The sequence below is a fragment of the Pseudomonas sp. B16(2017) genome (assembly GCF_002113205.1).
Classification (GTDB): Bacteria; Pseudomonadota; Gammaproteobacteria; order Pseudomonadales; family Pseudomonadaceae; genus Aquipseudomonas; species Aquipseudomonas pharyngis.
On the sequence record NZ_NEKA01000010.1, the window covers coordinates 88,720 to 108,591 of the forward strand.

Genomic DNA, 19,872 nt, shown 5'->3' on the forward strand with positions numbered 1-19,872 from the left:
GCGAAGGGGCCATCGGCTGGTTACCTTTTTTATTGTCTGCGAAGACATTTTTACTGGTTTTAGCGCGCACGGGCCTGAGCGACTATCGACCCCGCACTGTTCGCAAAAGAATAAAAGTCCAAGGAGCAACCACCGTGTTCGAGCTTGCAGACTGGCAGCGCAAGGCCGCTGAATTGAGCTATCCGTACCAGGCCGTGATCGACGGCAAATTGCGTGCGGCGCAGTCGGGGCAGACCTTTGCCGCGATCAACCCGGCCACCGGCCAGCTGCTGGCAAACATCGCCGCTTGCGGTGAAGAGGATGTCGATGCGGCAGTGAAAAATGCGCGGCAGGTGTTCGAGGCCGGCACCTGGGCCGGGCGTTCACCGACCGAGCGCAAGCAAGTGCTGCTGCGGCTGGCGGATCTGATTCTGGCCAATCGCGAAGAACTGGCGCTGCTCGATTCGCTGAACATGGGCAAACCGGTGATGGACGCTTACAACATCGACGTGCCGGGCGCCGCCGGGGTGTTCCGCTGGTACGCCGAAAGTCTCGACAAGCTCTACGATCAGGTCGCGCCAAGCGCATCGAACGTACTGGCGACCATCACCCGCGAAGCGCTGGGCGTGGTCGCCGCCGTGGTGCCTTGGAATTTCCCGTTGGACATGGCCGCGTGGAAACTCGCGCCGGCGCTGGCGGCGGGCAACTCGGTGATTCTCAAACCCGCCGAACAATCGCCGTTTTCCGCGTTGCGTTTGGCCGAGCTGGCGCTGGAAGCCGGGCTGCCGGCCGGTGTGCTGAACGTGCTGCCGGGGCTCGGCGAACAGGCCGGCAAAGCCTTGGGCTTGCACCCGGATGTCGATTGCCTGGTGTTCACCGGCTCGACCCAGGTCGGCAAATATTTCATGCAGTACTCCGCGCAGTCGAACCTCAAACAGGTGTGGCTGGAGTGCGGCGGCAAGAGCGCCAATCTGGTGTTTGCCGACTGCAAGGATCTGGATCTGGCGGCGCAGAAAGCCGCGTTCGGGATCTTCTTCAATCAGGGCGAAGTCTGTTCGGCCAACTCGCGGTTGCTGGTGGAGCGCTCGATTCATGATGAGTTCGTCGAGCGGCTGAAGGCTCAGGCCGAGCGCTGGCAGCCGGGCGATCCGCTGGATCCGGCGAGTGCGGCCGGGGCAATCGTCGATACTCGTCAGACCGAAAGCATTTTGCGCTTCATCAACCAGGCCGAACGCGAAGGCGCGACCCGCGTCTGCGGCGGGCGGCAGCTGAGTTTCAACGGTTCGGACAACTTCGTGCAGCCAACGATTTTCACCGGCGTGCAGCCGCACATGACCCTGTTTCGTGAAGAAGTGTTCGGCCCGGTGCTGGCGGTGATTCCGTTCGATGACGAGGCCCATGCCGTGCAACTGGCCAACGACAGCGTCTACGGTCTGGCGGCGTCGCTGTGGACCGATGATCTGCACCGCGCGCACCGGGTGGCGCGGCAATTGCGAGCCGGTACGGTGTCGGTCAACAGCGTCGATGCGCTGGACGTGACCGTACCGTTCGGCGGCGGCAGGCAATCGGGTTTCGGCCGCGATCTGTCGCTGCACTCGTTCGACAAATACACCCAGTTGAAAACCACTTGGTTTCAACTGCGCTCATGACAGCCGCTCACAACAAGAAAGGAGATCCGGCGATGACCACCTCACGTGAAACCCGCGACTACCAGGCCGCCGATGCAGCGCACCACATTCATGCGTTCGTCGACCAGAAGGCCCTCAACGACGAAGGCCCACGGGTGATGGTGCGCGGTGAGCGTCTGCATCTGTGGGACAACGACGGTCGGCGCTACCTCGACGGCATGTCCGGGCTGTGGTGCACCAACCTCGGTTACGGGCGCAGGGATCTGAACGCCGCGGCGAGCCGGCAACTGGAGCAGTTGCCGTACTACAACATGTTTTTCCACACCACCCACCCGCAAGTGATCGAGCTCTCCGAGCTGCTGTTCAGCCTGCTGCCGGGGCACTACAGCCACGCGATCTACACCAACTCCGGCTCCGAGGCCAACGAGGTGCTGATCCGTACCGTCCGCCGTTACTGGCAGGTGCTGGGCAAGCCCGAGAAGAAAATCATGATCGGCCGCTGGAACGGCTATCACGGTTCGACCCTGGCGGCGACGGCGCTCGGCGGCATGAAGTTCATGCACGAAATGGGCGGGATGATTCCCGACATTGCGCACATCGACGAGCCGTACTTCTTCGCCCACGAAGGCAGTCTGACCCCGGCAGAATTCGGCCTGCGGGCGGCGCAGCAACTGGAAGCGAAGATCCTCGAACTGGGCGCGGACAAGGTCGCCGGGTTCATCGCCGAACCGTTCCAGGGTGCGGGCGGGATGATCTTTCCGCCGGAAAGCTACTGGCCGGAAATCCAGCGCATCTGCCGCCAATACGACGTGCTGCTGTGCGCCGATGAAGTGATCGGTGGCTTCGGTCGCACTGGCGAATGGTTCGCCCACGAATACTTCGGTTTCGAGCCGGACACCCTGTCCATCGCCAAGGGCTTGACCTCCGGTTACATCCCCATGGGCGGGCTGATCCTGTCGAAGAAAATGGCCGACGTGCTGGTGGAGCAGGGCGGTGTGTTCGCCCACGGTTTGACCTATTCCGGGCACCCGGTGGCGGCGGCGGTGGCGATTGCCAACCTCAAGGCATTGCGCGATGAAGGCGTGGTGATGCGGGTCAAGGATGACATCGGCCCGTACCTGCAACAGTGCCTGCGCGAGGTGTTCGGCAATCACCCGCTGGTGGGCGATATCCAGGGCACCGGCATGGTCGCGGCGCTGCAACTGGCCGAAGACAAGGCCACGCGCAAGCGCTTTGCCAATGAGAACGACATCGCCTGGCGCTGCCGCACGATTGGTTTTGAAGAGGGGGTGATCATTCGCTCGACGCTGGGGCGGATGATCATGGCGCCGGCGTTGATTGCCAGTCGTGAAGAGATTGACGAACTGGTGGGCAAGACGTTGAAAGCGGTTGATCGTACGGCGCAGGAATACGGTCGCCTCTAGGTATTCGTAGGGCTCAAGGCCCCCTTCGCGGGCAAGCCCGCTCCCACAGGGATCCCGAGCGTACACAATATTTGTGTTAGCCAAGAAACCTGTGGGAGCGGGCTTGCCCGCGATTGCGTCAGTCGATTCAACATCGTTTTTGCTGTCTTGCACCCCCTCCGTGCACCCCCGTCCGACGCGCCCTTTCGCGGTGCGCACTACCCAGTTTTTTCATCGTTCGCGTCTAACTATTTCCTCGTTTTCCTGAGGCCAAGCCTGGGTCAACATCGATTTCGCCAGCCAAGGCATTGCCCGCCAGAGTCCAGCAGAGACCGCAGCGTGCATCCGCGCCGACGAGGCTGGCCGTACTGCCCATGACAACTAAATCAACAGCGTTGGGAGTGCTCCATGAACAAGTCCTTGTTTACCCGTCTTGCAGGTCCTCTGGCGATTTCCGCCCTTTGCGTCACCGCCGCTCAGGCCGGCACCTTGTCGATCGGCCACACCACGTGGGTCGGCTACGGCACCCTGTACCTGGCCCAGGATCTGGGCTACTTCAAGGAAAACGGCCTGACCGTCGAATTGCCGGTGGTCGAAGAGGCTTCGATGTACATGGCCGCCCAGGCGTCCGGGCAATTGTCCGGTTCGGCCTCGACCATCGACGAAGTGCTGAAGTACCGCCCGCAGTTCTGCTTCAAGGCCGTGGCCGCGCTGGATGACAGCCATGGCGGCGACGGTGTGCTGGTCGGTAAAAACGTGAAGAGCCTGCAAGAACTCAAGGGCCAGGCCGTGGCCGTCAACGAAGGGTCGACCTCGCAGTTCTGGCTCTCGTACCTGCTGAAAAAGAACGGCATGAGCATGAGCGACATCACCGTGCAGAACATGACCGCTGACGATGCTGCCACCGCGTTCATCGCCGGTCGTGTGCCGGCCGCCGTGACCTGGGAGCCGCATCTGTCGATGGTGCGCGACAAGCAGCAGGGCAAGGTGCTGATCGACAGCAGCAGTACGCCGGGGGTGATCGTCGATGTGGTGGCGCTCAATTGCACGGTGATCGAGAAGCAGCCGGAAGACGTCAAGGCGCTGGTCGCCGGTCTCTACAAAGCGGTGCAGTTCACCAAGGACCATCCACAGAAAGCCTACGAAATCATGGCCAAGGGTGTCGGCGGTTACCTGTCCGATCCAAAGGAACTGGCCGCTGCCGCGCAGGGCGTGCGCTTCTACGATCAGGCCATGAGCGAAAAACTGCTCGGCTCGCCGGGCAAGCCGGGTGACAGCGCGCCGCTGATCAAACTGGCCAACGAAACCGCCAGCGAATTGCAGGGCAAACCCTACAACGTCAGCAACGATGATCTGGTGGATAACCGTTTCGTCAGCCCGCTCTAGGAGACTGGTCATGTTCAAGCGCAATTCATGGCTGAGCCGCTGCATCACGCCGAAGACCGGTTTGCCGGTGCCGGTGGTGTGGAGCGCCAGCGGTCTGGCCTGGGTGTTGCTGGTCGGCCTGTGGGCCGGGTTGTCCTATGGCGGCGTCGTGCCGGGGATGTTCCTGCCGACGCCCGGCGCGGTGGTCGAAGCCGCCGTGCGCCTGAGCCGTGACGGCACCTTGGGCCAGCATGTCTGGGCCAGTGTCGAAGTGGTGATGGTCGGTTTCATCGTGTCGTCGCTGGTGGCGGTGCCGCTGGGTTTGTTGATGGGCAGTTTTCGCATCGTCCAGGCGTTCCTCGAACCGCTGGTCAATTTCATCCGCTACCTGCCGGTGACCTCGTTCGTGCCGCTGTTCATCCTGTGGATCGGTATCGGTCTGGAGCAGCGGGTGTCGGTGATCATTTTCGGCGTGTTCTTCCAGCAACTGGTGATGATCGCGGACGTGTCCAAAGGCATCTCCAAGGACTTGATCAACGCCTCCTACACCCTCGGCTCGAACCGGCGTGACGCGGTGCTGCATGTGATCGCCCCGGCATCGTTGCCCGGCGTGCTCGACACCTTGCGGGTGACCATGGGTTGGGCGTGGACGTATCTGGTGGTCGCCGAACTGGTCGCCGCGTCCAGTGGCCTCGGTTACTTGAGCCTCAAGGCCATGCGCGGCTTTCAGGTCGATGTGATTTTTCTCGCCATCGCGATCATCGGCCTGCTCGGCCTGGTCACCGATCAACTGTTCCGCTTCTTGCGTTTGAGGATTGCCGCATGGGCTCAGTAACCGCTGCAAACCGTCGTTTCATCGAGCCGGTCGCCGCACCGGCACTCGCCGCGCCAAGGTTGCAGGTGGACAAGGTCAGCCTGCGCTACACCAAGCCCGGCGGCGGAACCTTCACCGCGCTGGAAGAAGTGTCGTTCGAGGTGCCGGATCAGCAATTCGCGGTGCTGGTCGGGCCGTCGGGCTGCGGCAAGTCGAGCCTGCTATACCTCACCGCCGGCCTGGCCGAGCCGACCTCCGGCGAAATCTACGTCGGCGGCCAGCAAGTGCAGGGCCCCGGCGCGGATCGCGGGATGGTGTTCCAGAGCTACACGCTGTTTCCGTGGCTGACGGTGCGGCAGAACGTCGAGTTCGGCCTCAAGCGACGGGGCATGCCGGCGGCGCGGCGCAAGGAAATCGTCGATCACTATGTGCACGAAGTCGGCTTGTCCGGGTTTGCCGACAACTACGCCAAACAGCTCTCCGGCGGCATGATGCAGCGGGTGGCGATTGCCCGGGCACTGGCCAACGACCCGCAGATCCTGCTGATGGACGAACCCTTCGGCGCCCTCGACAGCCAGACCCGTCTGCAAATGCAGCAGCTGTTGTTGCGGGTGTGGGGCAACAGCAAGAAGACCGTGCTGTTCGTCACCCACGACATCGACGAGGCGATCTTGCTTGGCGACCGGGTGTATGTGATGGGCGCGCGGCCTGGGCGGATCAAGCAGATTCTCGATGTGCCGATCGAACGCCCACGCACCCTGGACATGGTGATGGAGCGCTCATTTATCGACATGAAACGGCAGATCTTCGGGCTGTTGCACGACGATCTCGAAGAAGCTCATTGAGGTCAGTTGGGCGGCAGGAGGAACTTGGCAATCACCGGCAAATGATCGGAAATGCGCAAGGTATCGTCCTGCCGCACCGTGGCTTCAACCCGTTTGATCTTCGGGCTGTAGAACAGGTAATCGACCGTGCGGTCCGGGCCGGTGAGGCCGGGGTCGTTGGGGTAATGGGTCAGCCATTTGGCGCGGTCGATGCCGCTGGCTTCGTTGTTGGTCGGGATCATCGGGTACTTGTCCCACAGCACATGCAGCGCACTGTCGGCGGAGTACGGCGTGCGCTGCTCGGTGGGCAGGCGCCGGTACTGGCCAAGTGGCAACAGGTTGAAGTCGCCGCCGATCAGCCACGGCGTGCCGTGGCTTTCGTGTTTGTCGAGAACCTTGGCCACCGCGGTCACCTGCGCCTGCAAGGTGTCGTCCGGCTGTACGGCGCGATCCAGATGGGTGTTGAACACCACCAGTTGCCCGCCATCGCTGAGCGGCAAAGTGGTGGCGAGCAGCGCATCTTTCGGCTGGAACTGACGGCTGATGAGGTTCGCCGGCTGCACCGGCAATTGCAGGCGCTCGGCGTGTTCGATGCGGTAGCGGCTGAGGGTCGCGAGTTGCCGGCCGACGCTGCCGAAGATGTGCGGATCCGGGACGAAGTCGGCCTTCCAGTCAAAGGCGTGGGCGCTGCACGGATAGAGGTCGGTCAGGCGCTCCTGCAACAGCTTGAGTTGATTCTGATAGTCGCTGGCCTTGGCGCCGTCATCCAGTTCCTGCAACAGCACCACGTCGGGCTGTTCGTCGCGGATCACCCGCGCCACTTCATCGAGGCTGAACGCCATGTCTTCCGGGGTCGGGGCTTCGTCGTCGCCTTGCGCCAGGTCATTCCAGAACACGTAGCGCTTGCCGGCCAGGTATTGCACGTTCCAGGTCATGACCTTCAGGGCCTGGCCGGGGACCAGCGTCGGCGGTTGCCCGATGCAACTGACCGGCAGGGTTTCCCGGGCGTCGGGGCGCCAGGTCAGGCTGTAGATCAGCGTGCCGATCAGGGCGAGGGCGAGCAGTACGGGCAACAGGATGTAGCGCAGTAGACGGGTCATGGCTCGGCTTATAGCGATACGGAAGTGGTCCCGAGCATACCCGAGACCCATCGATCAGCCCAAGCTCGGTGCAGTCAGACTAATCCGTCACGTTTGTCGGGCAATTCGCTGATCAGCATGAACAGGCGGAACAGCACCACGCTGGTGAACAGTTGCAGGAAGCTGTGGCCGCTGTCGATCAGCACCGCGATCAATGGATTTTGCGGATCCGGATAGACCTGCAGGGTCATGCCCTTGAGCAGCCACAGCGGCCCCATCACACACAGGATGCACACCAGAATCCGCAGAAAATGCCCACGGCTCAGGCGCAGGCTTTCCTTCATCGCCTGCAACGGGCCGTAACCGCGCAGCACCAGCAGGTATTCACCGAAGGCCAGGGTGACCATCAGCCACAGGCCTGGCAGGAAATACAGCGACAGCCCGAGCAGGATCAACAGCGTGTTCAGCGCAGTCAGCAGGGCAAAGCGCGGCCAAAGACGAGCGGCCATCGCCAGCAGATCGCGGGTTTGCGGGGATTCGCCGCGGGTGCGGGCATCGAGAAACAGAATCAGCGCGGCGGTGTACAACGGATACACCAGCAGGCCGACGATCACGCTGATGGCCGAGTAGCCGTCCGGGTCGCTGGCATGGTCGACCACCTGTTGCAGCACGGCTTCGACAATCACCAGCGGCAGGCACAACTGGACGATCCGGCCCAGATTGCGTTTGAAGAAATACAGGGAGTCGCGCAGCACATCGAAGGCATTCATCAGTCGGTATCGCAGGTCAAAAACAGTGGCCCACTTTAACCGATGATCCGTTTCGCTGCGCAAACGTAAACGTTCGGTAAAGGTCATTGAAACATTCTGTTGCTGCCTCCATTACAGAGGTGCGCCTCCTCCGACGTGGAGGAGGGCAACGTTATCTCCGGCAATCTACGAGGTCGCCATGAACAGCGAAGAACAAACCCTGATCGACGGACTGTTTTCCCGGCTGCAACAGGCCGAAACGGAGGCAGCCCCGCGCGACGCACTGGCTGAAGCGCGGATCAAGGAACACCTGACGCGCCAGCCGGCCGCAGGTTATTTCATGACCCAGGCGATTCTGGTGCAGGAGGCTGCCCTCAAGAGCCTCGACGAACAGAACAAACAACTGACTCAACAGGTCAAGCAATTGCAGGCCGAACTGCAATCGGCCAAGGCGCAGAGTGCGCCGCCGGCCTCCAGCGGCGGTGGCTTCCTGTCGAGCATCTTCGGTGGCAGCAGCTCGCGCCCGGCACCGCCCCAAAGCGCCCAGGCCTCCACCGGCGGTTGGCGTGAGCCGGCACCGCAGCAGAATTTTGGTGCACCCGCGCCGCAACAGAACTTCGGCGCGCCACCACCGGGTTATGGCCAGCAACAAGCGGCCCCGGCGGCCGGCAGCAGCTTCCTCGGCGGCGCCCTGAAAACCGCCGCCGGTGTGGCCGGTGGCGTGATGCTGGCACAAGGCATCAGCAGCCTGTTCCATCACAACCAGCAGCCGGAAGAAATCGTCGAAGTCATCAAGGAAGAGCCGGCCCAGGTCAACGACCAGAGCAACAACGACCAGAGCAACAACGGCTGGGGCGATGACCAGCGCATGGCCAACAACGACTCCTACGGTAATGACCAGGGCGGCTTTGCCGACACCGACTACAGCGACGACAACTCATCGTTCTTCGATGACGACGATTCCTTCGTCTGATTCACCATTCGTCCGGGGCGCCTGATCGCCCCGGGCCGATTATTCGCGGAACCTTCCTTCGGGCTGGCATACTGAGCGCCTTTTTCGGGCCTGGTGCCTGATCCGGCTCATGCGCGTCAGCGCTCACAGGAACTCCGGTGAAAAAAATCGCAGTGTTCGCCGATGTGCAGAACCTCTACTACACCGTGCGTCAGGCCTACGGTTGCCACTTCAACTACGCGGCGCTGTGGGCGGATGTCAGCCAGCACGGGCAGATCGTCGAGGCCTACGCCTATGCGATCGACCGGGGCGACAGCAAACAGCAGCAGTTCCAGCAGATCCTGCGCAACCTCGGTTTCACCGTGAAACTCAAACCCTATATCCAGCGCAGCGACGGCTCGGCCAAGGGCGACTGGGACGTGGGCATCACCCTCGACATCATGGACGCCGCCGACCACGTCGACGAAATCGTCCTGGCCTCTGGTGACGGCGACTTCGATATGTTGCTCGAACGCATCATCAGCAAACACGGCGTGCAAGCGGTGGCCTACGGTGTTCCCGGCCTGACCGCCAACTCGCTGATCCGCGCCGCCAGCCGTTATGTGCCGATCGAAGGCGCACTGCTGTTGAAAAATTGAGCGCAAGCTCAAGTATTGATTTGGACGGAGTACCACCCGGTTGGAACGCATTGCAGTCATCGACTTTGAAACCACCGGCATCTCGCCGAGCAGCAGCTGCCGGGCCACGGAAATCGCCGTGGTCATGCTGGAAAACGGCCGCATCGTCGAGCGTTACCAGAGCCTGATGAACGCCGGCGTCCGCGTCCCGGCCTTCATCGAACAACTCACCGGCATCAGCAATGCCATGCTGCGCACCGCGCCACCGGCCGAACAAGTGATGAACGAAGTCAACGAATTCGTCGGCTGCACACCGCTGCTGGCGCACAACGCCGCCTTCGACCAGAAGTTCTGGGACTTCGAACTGGGCCGGATCAAACGCACCCGTTTGCAGAACTTCGCCTGCTCGCTGCTGCTGGCCCGTCGTCTGATGCCGGCGGCGCCGAACCACAAGCTTGGTACGCTCACTACCTTCGCTCAATTGCCGCATACCGGCCAGGCGCACCGGGCGATGGCGGATGCGGAGATGGCGGCGAACCTGATGGCGCATTTGGCTGAAGAGTTGCGGCGCAAGCATGGGGTGCGGGAGCTATCGCACGACCTGCTGTGCAAGTTGCAGAAAGTCCCGGCCGCCAAGGTCGGTGAGCACCTTCAGCGCTATCGCTGATTTTCAGGCAAACACATTTCCCTGTGGGAGCGGGCTTGCCCGCGATGGCGTATTGTCAGTCACCCAAATTGTTGGATGTGATGGCCTCATCGCGGGCAAGCCCGCTCCCACAGGGATCACTCTTGTCTCAGGATTTGCCGTTGCCTTCAATGTGGCCGAGCGGCACCCGCTTCTCTATCGCGCTCGACAACACGATCGAGGTCTTGCTGAAGCCGAATTTCGCCACCCGGTTGATCAGCTCTTCCAGCTCGGTCATCGAGCCCACGGCTGCCTGCATGATCACGCACGGGTCGCCGGTGACGCGGTGGCATTCGGTGAGTTGCGGAATTCTGATCAGTTCGTCGTACACCTTCGGGTTGCCGTGCTGGTTCAGGCGCAGTTCGATAACGCACTGGATCGGCAGGCCGAGTTTGGCCATGTCGACTTTGGCCGAGTAGCCGGTGATGACGCCGCTGGCCTCAAGTTTGGCCACACGCTCGGCGACGGCGGGGGCGGAGAGGTTCACTTTGCGGGCGAGGTCGGCGTAGGACGCGCGACCGTTTTCGAGCAGGGCGCTGAGCAGCATGCGGTCGTATTTGTCCAAGGTCGGACTCCTGAAAATGCCAGACTTTCGAAATCGCGGTTTTGGCCGTCGATCTCCGTGTTTTCAAAAGTGTACCGGCGCTATAAACAGGTTTTGTAACTTATTTTTAGCGGTTGGCCTTTCTAGAATAACCCATCCCCTGAGTCTGACTTTCGAGCTGCCCATGTCTGCCTTGCGCCGTTTTTCCCTGCCCTTGATCGCTGCGTTTTTTGCGCTGTACGTGATTTGGGGATCGACCTATCTGGTGATCCGCATCGGCGTCGAATACTGGCCGCCGCTGATGCTCGGCGGCGTGCGCTTCGTGATTGCCGGCACCCTGATGTACGCGTTCCTGCGCTGGCGCGGAGCACCGGCGCCGACCTGGGCGCAGTGGAAGGCGGCGGGGATCATCGGGATTTTGTTGCTGAGCTTCGGCAACGGCGCGGTGACCCTGGCCGAGCACAGCGGCGTGGCGTCGGGTGTTGCTGCGCTGGCGGTAGCGACGGTGCCGCTGTTTACCTTGCTCTGCGGTTATTTCTGGGGCGCGCGCAACACTCGCCTGGAGTGGGCCGGGGTGGTGATGGGGATTATTGGCATCGCGATGCTCAACATGGGCTCCAACCTGCAATCGAGTCCGCTGGGCGCGGCGTTGCTGATTTTCGCGGCGGCGAGCTGGGCGTTCGGTTCGGTGTGGAGCAAGCACTTGCCGCTGCCCCAGGGTGCAATGGCCAGTGCCGTGGAAATGCTGGTGGGCGGCGTGGTGCTGTTGATCGGCAGCGCGGCCAGCGGTGAGCACCTGCAGGCCATGCCGCCGCTGGAAGGCTGGCTGGCGCTGGCGTACCTGATCTTCTTCGGCTCGATCATCGCCTTCAACGCTTACATGTATCTGTTGAAAAACGTTCGTCCGGCGGCGGCCACCAGTTATGCCTACGTCAACCCGGCGGTGGCGGTGTTGCTGGGGATCGTGTTTGTCGGCGAGACCATCGGCATCGAAGAGGCGCTGGCGATGCTGGTGATCATCGGCGCGGTGGTGCTGATCAGTCTGCCGCAGTGGCGGCGTCCGGCGCGGTCGCCGGTGGTCAGCGAGCCGGCTGCCGCAGCGAAGGTCATAGCGACGGAGCAGCGTGGGAATTAGGGTAAACTGCGCGTCATCGCATACTTGTTTTGCACAACCGCTCTGATTTTTCCTACGGTACTCCCATGACTTTCGCCACCCTTGGCCTGATCGAACCCTTGCTGCGCTCCCTCGAGAAGCTCGGCTACCAGACCCCGACGCCGGTGCAGGCGCAAGCCATTCCGGCCGTGCTGGCCGGTCGCGACCTGATGGCTGCGGCCCAGACCGGCACCGGCAAGACCGCCGGTTTCGCTTTGCCGCTGCTGCAACTGCTGGCGATGGAAGGGCCGAAAGTCACCGCCAACTCGGTACGTGCGCTGATTCTGGTGCCGACCCGCGAGCTGGCCGAGCAAGTCCACGAAGCCGTGCGCCAGTACGCTGAGAACCTGCCATTGCGCACTTACGCGGTGTACGGCGGTGTCAGCATCAACCCGCAGATGATGAAGCTGCGCGGCGGCGTCGATCTGCTGGTCGCGACCCCGGGCCGTTTGCTCGACCTGTTCCGCCAGAACGCGCTGAAATTCAACCAGCTGCAAACCCTGGTACTGGACGAAGCCGACCGCATGCTCGACCTGGGCTTTTCCGAAGAGCTGGCGAACATTTATCGCGCGCTGCCGAAGAAGCGGCAGACGCTGCTGTTCTCCGCGACCTTCTCCGATGACATCCGCCTGCTGGCCGGGCAGATGCTCAACGATCCGCAGAGCATCGAAGTCAGCCCGCGCAACGTCGCCGCCAACACCGTCAAGCAGTGGGTGGTGACGGTGGACAAGAAGCGCAAGCCGGAACTGTTCGTGCACCTGATGCGCAAGAACAAGTGGAAGCAGGTGCTGGTGTTCGCCAAGACCCGTAATGGTGTGGACGCGTTGGTCGAGAAACTTCAGGGCCTGGGCGTGAACGCCGACGGGATCCACGGCGACAAGCCGCAGGCGACCCGGCAGCGGGCGCTGGACCGCTTCAAACTGAGCGAAGTGCAGATTCTGGTGGCCACCGACGTGGCGGCCCGTGGTCTGGATATCGAAGACCTGCCGCTGGTGGTCAACTTTGATCTGCCGATCGTGGCCGAGGATTACATTCACCGTATCGGCCGGACTGGCCGCGCGGGTTCGACCGGTGAGGCGATTTCGCTGGTGTGCGCCGATGAAGTGAACATGTTGTCGGCGATTGAAATGCTGACCCGCAGCACGTTGAAGCGCGAGGTTGAGCCGGATTTCGTGCCCGAGCACCGCGTGCCGGACACCGATGCCAGTGGTCAGGTGATCAAGAAGCCGAAGAAACCGAAGAAGCCGAAAGCTTCCGGTGGCGGTGGCAAGCGCAATCTGGGCAAGTGGGTGGACAGCGGCGAGACCCAGGCGCCGGAGCCTTCGATCAAGCCTGTGCGCAAGGTGCCGGTGTTCAATACCGGGCCGCGTAAGTGTAAGCCTTAAGCGTCAGACAGGGTCGTTCCCGCGCAATGCGGGAACGATCAGTTACGCTGTTTCAACCAGTCCAGCATTCCAGCTCCGGCCGCCCGGCCACTGGCAAAACATGCCGTCAGTAGATAACCGCCAGTCGGCGCCTCCCAATCCAGCATCTCCCCCGCACAAAACACCCCCGGCAACGCCTTGAGCATCATCCGCTCATCCATCGTCTCGAACGTCACCCCGCCGGCACTACTGATCGCCTCATCCAGCGGACGGGTTTTCACCAGCGTCAGCGGCAAAGCCTTGATCGCTCTCGCCAACAACGCCGGATCAGCAAACGTCGCCGCATCAGTGAGTTCCCGCAGCAACGCCGCTTTCACCCCATCAATCCCGACCTGACTGTGCAGATGCTTGGCCATCGAGCGCGAACCCCGTGGTTTGCTCAATGCCGCCTGCAATTTATCCACAGGTCGGCCGGGCAGCAGGTCGATGTGAATGGTCGCGGCACCGTGCACATTGATCGCCTCACGAATCGGCGCCGACAGCGCGTAGATCAAACTACCCTCGATGCCGGTTGCGGTAATTACGCATTCACCCAGACGCGGAACATCGTCGTTCAAACCGATGGCGATATTTTTCAGCGGCGCGCCGGCGAATTTGCTGACCATCACTTCGCTCCAGGCCTGCACCTCGAAGCCGCAATTGCTCGGCTGCAACGGCGCCAGTCCTACACCGCGTTGCTCCAGCGGCAGCATCCACGCGCCGTCGGAGCCCAGTCGCGACCAGCTGCCGCCGCCGAGGGCGAGCAGGGTGGCGTCGGGGGAAAGGGTTTTCTCGCCTTCCGGGCTGTCGATGCGCAGTGCGCCTTTTTCGTCCCAGCCGAGCCAGCGGTGGCGGGTGTGGATAACCACGCCGCTGTCGCGCAGGCGCTTGAGCCAGGCGCGCAGCAATGGCGCGGCTTTCATGTCGGTGGGGAACACCCGGCCGGAGCTGCCGACGAAGGTTTCGATGCCCAGTTCGTGAATCCAGCGGCACAGTGCATCGGCGTCGAACGCGCGCAGCAGCTGGGCGATGTTCGGGGCGCGTTCGGCGTAGCGCGAGAGGAAGGCCGGGTAGGCTTCGGAATGGGTGATGTTCATGCCACCGACCCCGGCCAGCAGGAACTTGCGGCCCACCGAGGGCATGCCGTCGTACAGATCGACGCGGACTCCGGCCTGGCTCAGCACTTCGGCGGCCATCAGGCCGGCGGGGCCACCGCCGATGATGGCGACGTGAGCGGGAAGGGCGGCGGGAGTCTGGGTCATGGCAGCGGCAATAGCGTGGCGGAATAAGCCGCGCATTCTAGCAGCAGCGGCCATCGTCAGGCCTGATCAAAAAATAACCAGCGCGCTGCAGGCCATGTTCAGCGTGGGCTGTAGTCCCTTTCGCTCAGGTTATCCACAGGCCGTTCCACAGCCATTGTGGGTAACGCAGCACAACTCAATGACAACCGGATGACTGCCAGACGCGCTGCGCACTGTGATGCAGGATCCCGTGGCGGCGGGCGAGGGCGTGGCGATCCTTGCTGTAGCCGCCACCGATCACCCCGACCACCGGGATGTCGCGACCCAGGCAGTGGCGCATCACGCTTTCGTCGCGGGCGGCGACGCCTTCGTCGGTCAGTTGCAGATAACCGAGGGCGTCGTCCTTGTGCACGTCGACACCGGCGTCGTACAGCACCAGGTCCGGCTGATACAGCGGCAGCAGATAGTTGAGTGCGTCGTCGACAACTTTCAGGTAGTCGGCGTCGCCCATGCCGTTGGGCAGCGGAATGTCCCAGTCGCTTTCGGCCTTGCGTGCAGGAAAATTCTTTTCGCAGTGCAGGGAAACGGTGATCGCTTCCGGCGTGTTGTGCAGAATCCGCGCAGTGCCGTCGCCCTGATGCACGTCGCAGTCGAAGATCAGCACCCGGTTCACCCGACCGCTTTGCAGCAAATAGTGACTGATGATTGCCAGGTCATTGAAGATGCAGAACCCGGCGGGGTAGTCGTAGTGGGCGTGATGGGTGCCGCCGGCGAGGTGACAGGCCAGGCCATGTTCCAGCGCTTTTTCCGCTGCCAGAATCGAACCGCCGACCGCCCGCACCGTGCGTCGCGCCAGCGCTTCATTCCACGGCAGACCGAGGCGCCGCTGGTCTTCGCGGGACAACTCGCCGCTCATGTAGCGTTCGATATAACCGCGGTCATGGGCCAGGGCGAGAATGTCGGCAGGGCACAACTCGGGGCGCAGCAGGTCTTCGTCGCGTGTCAGGCCGCTGTCCACCAGGTGATCGCGCAGCAGGCGGAACTTGTCCATGGGGAAGCGGTGATCCGCCGGAAATTCCGGGCTGTAGTCTTCGTGGTAGATCAGCGGCAACGGCATGGTGGACTATTCATAAAGGCTGCAGGAAAGAGTGCAAAGCCTAACAGCGATGTAGACTGACGGCATCAAGCGGAGGGGCGGGATGGAACCGATACTGGAGCTGCAAAGCGCAAGGCTGCTGATGCGCCAATGGCAGGACGAGGATTTGCCGGCGTTCGCGGCCATGTGCGCCGACCCGCAGGTGATGCGCTACTTCCCCGCGCCTTTGAGTCGGCTGGAAAGCGCCGCGTTGATCGGCCGGGTGCGTGGGCATTTTGCCGAACACGGTTACGGCCTGTGGGCGCTGGAGCGCAAAGACACTGGCGAATTCATCGGTTTTACCGGGCTCGGCGTGGTCGGCTTCGATGCGCCGTTCACCCCGGCGGTGGAAATCGGCTGGCGGCTGGCCAAGGAACATTGGGGCCTGGGTTATGCCAGCGAAGCGGCGTGGACCGCGCTGCGTTGCGGCTTTGACCGTTTGTCCCTGAAGGAGATCGTGTCCTTCACCGCGCAGAGCAATCTGCCGTCGGAAAAAGTCATGCAGGCGATCGGCATGCATCACGATCCAGCCGACGATTTCGATCACCCGAAACTGGCTGTCGACCATCCGTTAAGTCGACATGTGTTGTACCGCATCACCCGGGAGCAATGGCTGCAGACCTTGCATGGCTAAGCCGACACGGACGTTTACAATGGCGCGATCAATGGCTCGCGCCAGAATCTGAATTGGCCGCCGCAGCCAGGGCTGCGCGGCATAGCGTTGTGTGAGGAGAGTCTGAATGAGCCAAGTGTTGGAAGATCTGGTGGATCTGCTGACCCTCGAACCGATCGAGGAAAACCTGTTCCGTGGTCGCAGTCAGGATCTGGGCTTTCGCCAGTTGTTCGGCGGCCAGGTGCTCGGCCAGTCGCTGTCGGCGGCCAGTCAGACCGTTGAAGAAGCGCGCCATGTGCATTCGATGCACGGTTATTTTCTGCGTCCGGGCGATGCCAAGTTACCGGTGGTCTACTCGGTTGACCGCGTGCGTGACGGCGGCAGTTTCAGCACCCGCCGCGTGACCGCGATCCAGAAGGGCCACCCGATTTTCACCTGCAGCGCTTCGTTCCAGTACGACGAAGAAGGCTTCGAGCACCAGAGCCAGATGCCGCAAGTGGTCGGCCCGGAAAATCTGCCGTCGGAGCTGGAACTGACCCAGCAACGCGCGCACCTGATCCCGGAACACATGCGCGAAAAGCTGCTGTGCCCGAAGCCGATCGAAGTGCGCCCGGTCACTGAAAAAGACCCGTACAACCCGCAACCGGCGGATCCGGTCAAGTACGTGTGGTTCCGCGCCGACGGCGCGTTGGCCGACATCCCGGCGCTGCACAAATACCTGCTGGCCTACGCTTCGGACTTCGGTCTGCTGACCACCTCGATGCTGCCGCATGGCAAATCGGTCTGGCAGAAAGACATGCAGGTCGCCAGCCTCGACCACGCCTTGTGGTTCCACAACGACCTGCGTGCCGACGACTGGTTGCTTTACGCCATGGACAGTCCGTGGGCCGGCAACTCTCGCGGTTTCTCCCGTGGCAGCGTGTTCAACCGCGCCGGGCAACTGGTGGCGTCGGTGACCCAGGAAGGCCTGATCCGTCATCGCAAGGACTGGGCATGAGTCTGGCGGATGTGCGGCACTGGGTGTTCGACATGGACGGCACCCTGACCGTCGCGGTGCATGATTTCGCGGCGATTCGCGTGGCGCTGTCGATCCCGGCGGAGGACGACATCCTCACCCACCTCGCGGCATTGCCCGCCGAGGAAGCAGCGGCGAAACACGCTTGGTTGCTGGAGCATGAGCGCGATCTGGCGCTAGGCTCGACCCCGGCGGTCGGCGCGGTGGAGCTGGTGCGCGACCTGCACGCGCGGGGGTATCGCCTCGGCATCCTGACCCGCAATGCGCGGGAGCTGGCCCATGTGACGCTGGAGGCCATCGGCCTGGCTGACTGTTTTGCGGTGGAGGATGTGCTGGGCCGCGATGAAGCACCGCCGAAACCGCATCCGGGTGGTCTGCTGAAACTGGCCGAGGCCTGGCAAGTGCCGGCGAACGAGATGGTGATGGTCGGTGATTACCGGTTTGATCTTGATTGTGGCCGGGCGGCGGGCGCACGCACGGTGCTGGTGAACCTGCCGGACAATCCATGGCCGGAGTTGACCGACTGGCATGCGAAGGATTGTGTGGAATTGCGGCGAATGTTGTTCGCCTGAGGCCTGCATTGTCTGCACGGACGCCTTCGCGAGCAAGCCCGCTCCCACAGGGAAACGCATTCCAAATGTGGGAGCGGCGGTGCGACGACTCGACTTGCTCGCGAAGAGGCCAGACCATCCACCCAACAACTTATTGCTCGAACAGTGCTTTCTGGCCTTCCGGCGAGGTCAGCATGCCGTCGCCGTTGTGCCCGACCCCGGGCACTTCGATCAGGCGCTGATTGACCCCTTCAGGGTGACGACGCAGCAAGTACCCGAAAAACAGCTTGCCGCGCTCCAGTCGATAAGCCCCCTGGGCTTTGGCGGCGCAGCTCTTGTCCAGCGCCGGGTGTTGCGGGTCGGTGTCCTGCTGGCCCAACAGATAAATCACCTCGCGTTTGACGTAACGGCCTTCAAGTTGCGCGGGCGTCTGCCCACCCGCGTAGATCGGCGGGTCCACCAGACCGTACTTCCAGCGGTTGAAACCCGGGCACTTCGCATGATCGAAAGCTACCGGGCGTTGCTCATTGAAGTAGGCGTACGACGACGGGTTGGCTACCACGTAGCGCAGGCGAATGCCCTCGGTCTTGAGCGCCGGTTGTTCCTGGGCCAGCAGCGCGTAACGCTGCACCACCTGCGCGCCGCCGGAGTGACCGAAGATCACGATCTGCTTCACGTCCGGAAACTGCTTGCGATCGCTCAGCCTTCCGACGATTTCGTCCAGTGCGGCGTAGGAACTCAGCGGATTCGGTCCTGTGGATAACCCGCCACCCATCCATTCGTTGCCTTGCCAGCGCAGCACGCTGGCGGGTAACGAGTAGAGCGACACATCGCTTTCGTTGAGAAACTGCGGGGCGATCACCAGGGTGTTGGCGGTTTGCCCGGCCAGTTCCGCCGCGACTTCACCGCTTTTGCGATAGGTCTCGGCGTTGCGCAGACGGCCATGAATGACGATCAGCACGCGCTCGATTTTCGCCGGCGCCGGGCCGATGCCCACCGCCATTTCGCCGGCCTGCAATTGCAGGCGCCCGGGACTGATTGCGTCGACGCCGGCCGCTTGGGCGGTGCCGCCGATGAACAGTAAAGCCAACAGCCATTTATGCATTTACAGGTTTTTCGCCGCAAAGGTATCGCACTGGCCGACCTGGCCCTGGGCGAATCCGGTTTTGAACCAGCGCACCCTTTGCGCCGACGTACCGTGGGTAAACGAGTCCGGCACCACGCGGCCCTGACCCTGTTGTTGCAGGCGATCATCACCGATGGCGTTCGCTGCGTTCAAGGCTTCTTCGATGTCGCCCGGTTCCAGCCAGTTCAGGCGCTTCTGGGCGTTGTAGGCCCAGACGCCGGCCAGGCAGTCGGCTTGCAGTTCCTGACGCACCAGCAGACCGCCGTCGCCTTCCATCTGCCGGCCTTGCTGACGGGCTGTCTGAATTTTCGCCGAGACGCCGAGAAGCGTCTGCACATGGTGTCCGACTTCGTGAGCGATCACGTAGGCCTGGGCAAAGTCGCCGGCGGCCTTGAAGCGCTGGGCCATTTCCTGGAAGAACGCCATGTCCAGATAGACCTTCTGGTCTGCCGGGCAATAGAACGGGCCGGTGGCCGAGGTTGCCAGACCGCAGGCGGAATTGACCCGGTTGCTGAACAGCACCAGGGTCGGATCCTTATATTGCCGGCCGGCCTGCTGGAAGATTGCGCCCCAGGTGTCTTCGGTGTCGCCGAGGATCGAACGCACGAATTCGGCCTGTTCATCGTTGGCCGGCGGTGCCTGACGGGTTTGCGAAGTACGGGCCGATTGTTCGGTCATCTGCCCGGTGAGCTGGCCGAGGATCTGTAACGGGTCCTGCCCGGTGATCCAACCGATACCGACGATCAGCAGGATCGCCCCGAGGCTCAGCCCCTTGCCACCGCCGAAGCGCATGCCGCCGCCACCACCCATGTCATCGCCACGGGCATCGACGACGTTGTCACTGCGTCGGCCTTTTTTCCATAGCATGTGGGAATCCTCTATTTGTAGGTGGTGATGAGTGTTGCTGGTGTGTGAGTGTGGCGCCAGTCCGGTCGTCCGTCTATTCGCACACACGCACAAAGGCCCGGCCTCGGGGTGACGAGGTCGGGCCTGTTA

At 62.4% G+C, this 19,872-nt stretch carries 20 protein-coding genes; 13 read left to right on the top strand and 7 right to left on the bottom strand.

Annotation, left to right across the window (positions count from 1 at the left end):
* The first annotated feature begins 134 nt into the window (after positions 1 to 134).
* The 5 genes from CAG25_RS18375 to CAG25_RS18395 all read left to right on the top strand — a co-directional run bounded on the left by CAG25_RS18375 (position 135) and on the right by CAG25_RS18395 (position 6,034).
* Positions 135 to 1,628, top strand: coding sequence for an aldehyde dehydrogenase (locus tag CAG25_RS18375; RefSeq protein WP_085612569.1), 1,494 nt, complete (start codon positions 135 to 137; stop codon positions 1,626 to 1,628).
* Positions 1,629 to 1,660: 32 nt separating this feature from the next.
* Positions 1,661 to 3,031 (top strand): aspartate aminotransferase family protein, encoded by a 1,371-nt coding sequence (locus CAG25_RS18380; protein ID WP_085612570.1) that lies wholly within the window; start codon positions 1,661 to 1,663, stop codon positions 3,029 to 3,031.
* 387 nt (positions 3,032 to 3,418) lie between these two features.
* The gene (locus CAG25_RS18385) at positions 3,419 to 4,396 is read left to right on the top strand and encodes an ABC transporter substrate-binding protein (RefSeq protein ID WP_085612571.1); all 978 of its coding nucleotides are present in this window, start codon (positions 3,419 to 3,421) and stop codon (positions 4,394 to 4,396) included.
* A gap of 10 nt (positions 4,397 to 4,406) precedes the next feature.
* The gene (locus tag CAG25_RS18390) at positions 4,407 to 5,210 is read left to right on the top strand and encodes an ABC transporter permease (RefSeq protein ID WP_064599626.1); all 804 of its coding nucleotides are present in this window, start codon (positions 4,407 to 4,409) and stop codon (positions 5,208 to 5,210) included.
* A complete protein-coding gene (locus CAG25_RS18395; protein WP_085612572.1) occupies positions 5,198 to 6,034 on the top strand; it encodes an ABC transporter ATP-binding protein in 837 nt (278 codons plus the stop codon). The genes CAG25_RS18390 and CAG25_RS18395 overlap by 13 nt, the downstream gene beginning before the upstream one ends.
* 2 nt (positions 6,035 to 6,036) lie before the next feature.
* On the opposite strand, the gene CAG25_RS18400 is transcribed toward CAG25_RS18395, so the two are convergent.
* On the bottom strand, positions 6,037 to 7,113 hold the full coding sequence (locus CAG25_RS18400; RefSeq protein ID WP_085612573.1) for an endonuclease/exonuclease/phosphatase family protein: 1,077 nt from the start codon (positions 7,111 to 7,113) through the stop codon (positions 6,037 to 6,039).
* A 74-nt stretch (positions 7,114 to 7,187) separates the two neighbouring features.
* Complete coding sequence (locus CAG25_RS18405) at positions 7,188 to 7,862, bottom strand: YciC family protein (protein ID WP_218191697.1); 675 nt, start codon at positions 7,860 to 7,862, stop codon at positions 7,188 to 7,190.
* Between the two features lie 178 nt (positions 7,863 to 8,040).
* Between CAG25_RS18405 and CAG25_RS18410 the strand changes: the two genes are divergently transcribed.
* From CAG25_RS18410 to CAG25_RS18420, 3 genes are all read left to right on the top strand, one after another.
* Positions 8,041 to 8,814 (top strand): DUF2076 domain-containing protein, encoded by a 774-nt coding sequence (locus tag CAG25_RS18410; RefSeq protein ID WP_085612575.1) that lies wholly within the window; start codon positions 8,041 to 8,043, stop codon positions 8,812 to 8,814.
* 137 nt (positions 8,815 to 8,951) lie between these two features.
* Positions 8,952 to 9,431 carry an NYN domain-containing protein gene (locus CAG25_RS18415; protein WP_085612576.1) on the top strand — a complete coding sequence of 160 codons (480 nt, stop codon included), beginning with the start codon at positions 8,952 to 8,954 and terminating at the stop codon, positions 9,429 to 9,431.
* Positions 9,432 to 9,471: 40 nt separating this feature from the next.
* On the top strand, positions 9,472 to 10,077 hold the full coding sequence (locus CAG25_RS18420; RefSeq protein WP_085612577.1) for a PolC-type DNA polymerase III: 606 nt from the start codon (positions 9,472 to 9,474) through the stop codon (positions 10,075 to 10,077).
* A 127-nt stretch (positions 10,078 to 10,204) separates the two neighbouring features.
* On the opposite strand, the gene CAG25_RS18425 is transcribed toward CAG25_RS18420, so the two are convergent.
* Positions 10,205 to 10,660, bottom strand: coding sequence for an Lrp/AsnC family transcriptional regulator (locus CAG25_RS18425; RefSeq protein ID WP_085612578.1), 456 nt, complete (start codon positions 10,658 to 10,660; stop codon positions 10,205 to 10,207).
* A gap of 163 nt (positions 10,661 to 10,823) precedes the next feature.
* Here CAG25_RS18425 and yedA point away from each other — a divergent pair, with 163 nt between their 5' ends.
* Together yedA and CAG25_RS18435 are read left to right on the top strand one after the other, a co-directional pair.
* On the top strand, positions 10,824 to 11,774 hold the full coding sequence (gene yedA / locus CAG25_RS18430; RefSeq protein WP_085612579.1) for a drug/metabolite exporter YedA: 951 nt from the start codon (positions 10,824 to 10,826) through the stop codon (positions 11,772 to 11,774).
* 65 nt (positions 11,775 to 11,839) lie between these two features.
* Positions 11,840 to 13,177 (top strand): DEAD/DEAH box helicase, encoded by a 1,338-nt coding sequence (locus CAG25_RS18435; protein ID WP_085612580.1) that lies wholly within the window; start codon positions 11,840 to 11,842, stop codon positions 13,175 to 13,177.
* A 38-nt stretch (positions 13,178 to 13,215) separates the two neighbouring features.
* Here CAG25_RS18435 and CAG25_RS18440 read toward each other — a convergent pair whose 3' ends face one another.
* A complete protein-coding gene (locus CAG25_RS18440; protein WP_143492963.1) occupies positions 13,216 to 14,493 on the bottom strand; it encodes a TIGR03862 family flavoprotein in 1,278 nt (425 codons plus the stop codon).
* Between the two features lie 139 nt (positions 14,494 to 14,632).
* Complete coding sequence (locus CAG25_RS18445; protein ID WP_007958746.1) at positions 14,633 to 15,553, bottom strand: histone deacetylase; 921 nt, start codon at positions 15,551 to 15,553, stop codon at positions 14,633 to 14,635.
* A gap of 82 nt (positions 15,554 to 15,635) precedes the next feature.
* Here CAG25_RS18445 and CAG25_RS18450 point away from each other — a divergent pair, with 82 nt between their 5' ends.
* The 3 genes from CAG25_RS18450 to CAG25_RS18460 all read left to right on the top strand — a co-directional run bounded on the left by CAG25_RS18450 (position 15,636) and on the right by CAG25_RS18460 (position 17,771).
* Positions 15,636 to 16,205, top strand: coding sequence for a GNAT family N-acetyltransferase (locus tag CAG25_RS18450; RefSeq protein WP_064599611.1), 570 nt, complete (start codon positions 15,636 to 15,638; stop codon positions 16,203 to 16,205).
* 106 nt (positions 16,206 to 16,311) lie between these two features.
* Positions 16,312 to 17,181 (top strand): acyl-CoA thioesterase II, encoded by an 870-nt coding sequence (gene tesB / locus CAG25_RS18455; RefSeq protein WP_007958750.1) that lies wholly within the window; start codon positions 16,312 to 16,314, stop codon positions 17,179 to 17,181.
* On the top strand, positions 17,178 to 17,771 hold the full coding sequence (locus tag CAG25_RS18460; RefSeq protein WP_085612582.1) for an HAD family hydrolase: 594 nt from the start codon (positions 17,178 to 17,180) through the stop codon (positions 17,769 to 17,771). Before tesB ends, CAG25_RS18460 begins: the two co-directional genes overlap by 4 nt.
* A gap of 130 nt (positions 17,772 to 17,901) precedes the next feature.
* Here CAG25_RS18460 and CAG25_RS18465 read toward each other — a convergent pair whose 3' ends face one another.
* Together CAG25_RS18465 and CAG25_RS18470 are read right to left on the bottom strand one after the other, a co-directional pair.
* The gene (locus tag CAG25_RS18465; protein ID WP_085612583.1) at positions 17,902 to 18,855 is read right to left on the bottom strand and encodes a hypothetical protein; all 954 of its coding nucleotides are present in this window, start codon (positions 18,853 to 18,855) and stop codon (positions 17,902 to 17,904) included.
* Entirely contained in the window at positions 18,856 to 19,743 is an 888-nt protein-coding gene (locus CAG25_RS18470; protein ID WP_085612584.1) for a neutral zinc metallopeptidase, read from the bottom strand.
* Positions 19,744 to 19,872 lie beyond the last annotated feature (129 nt).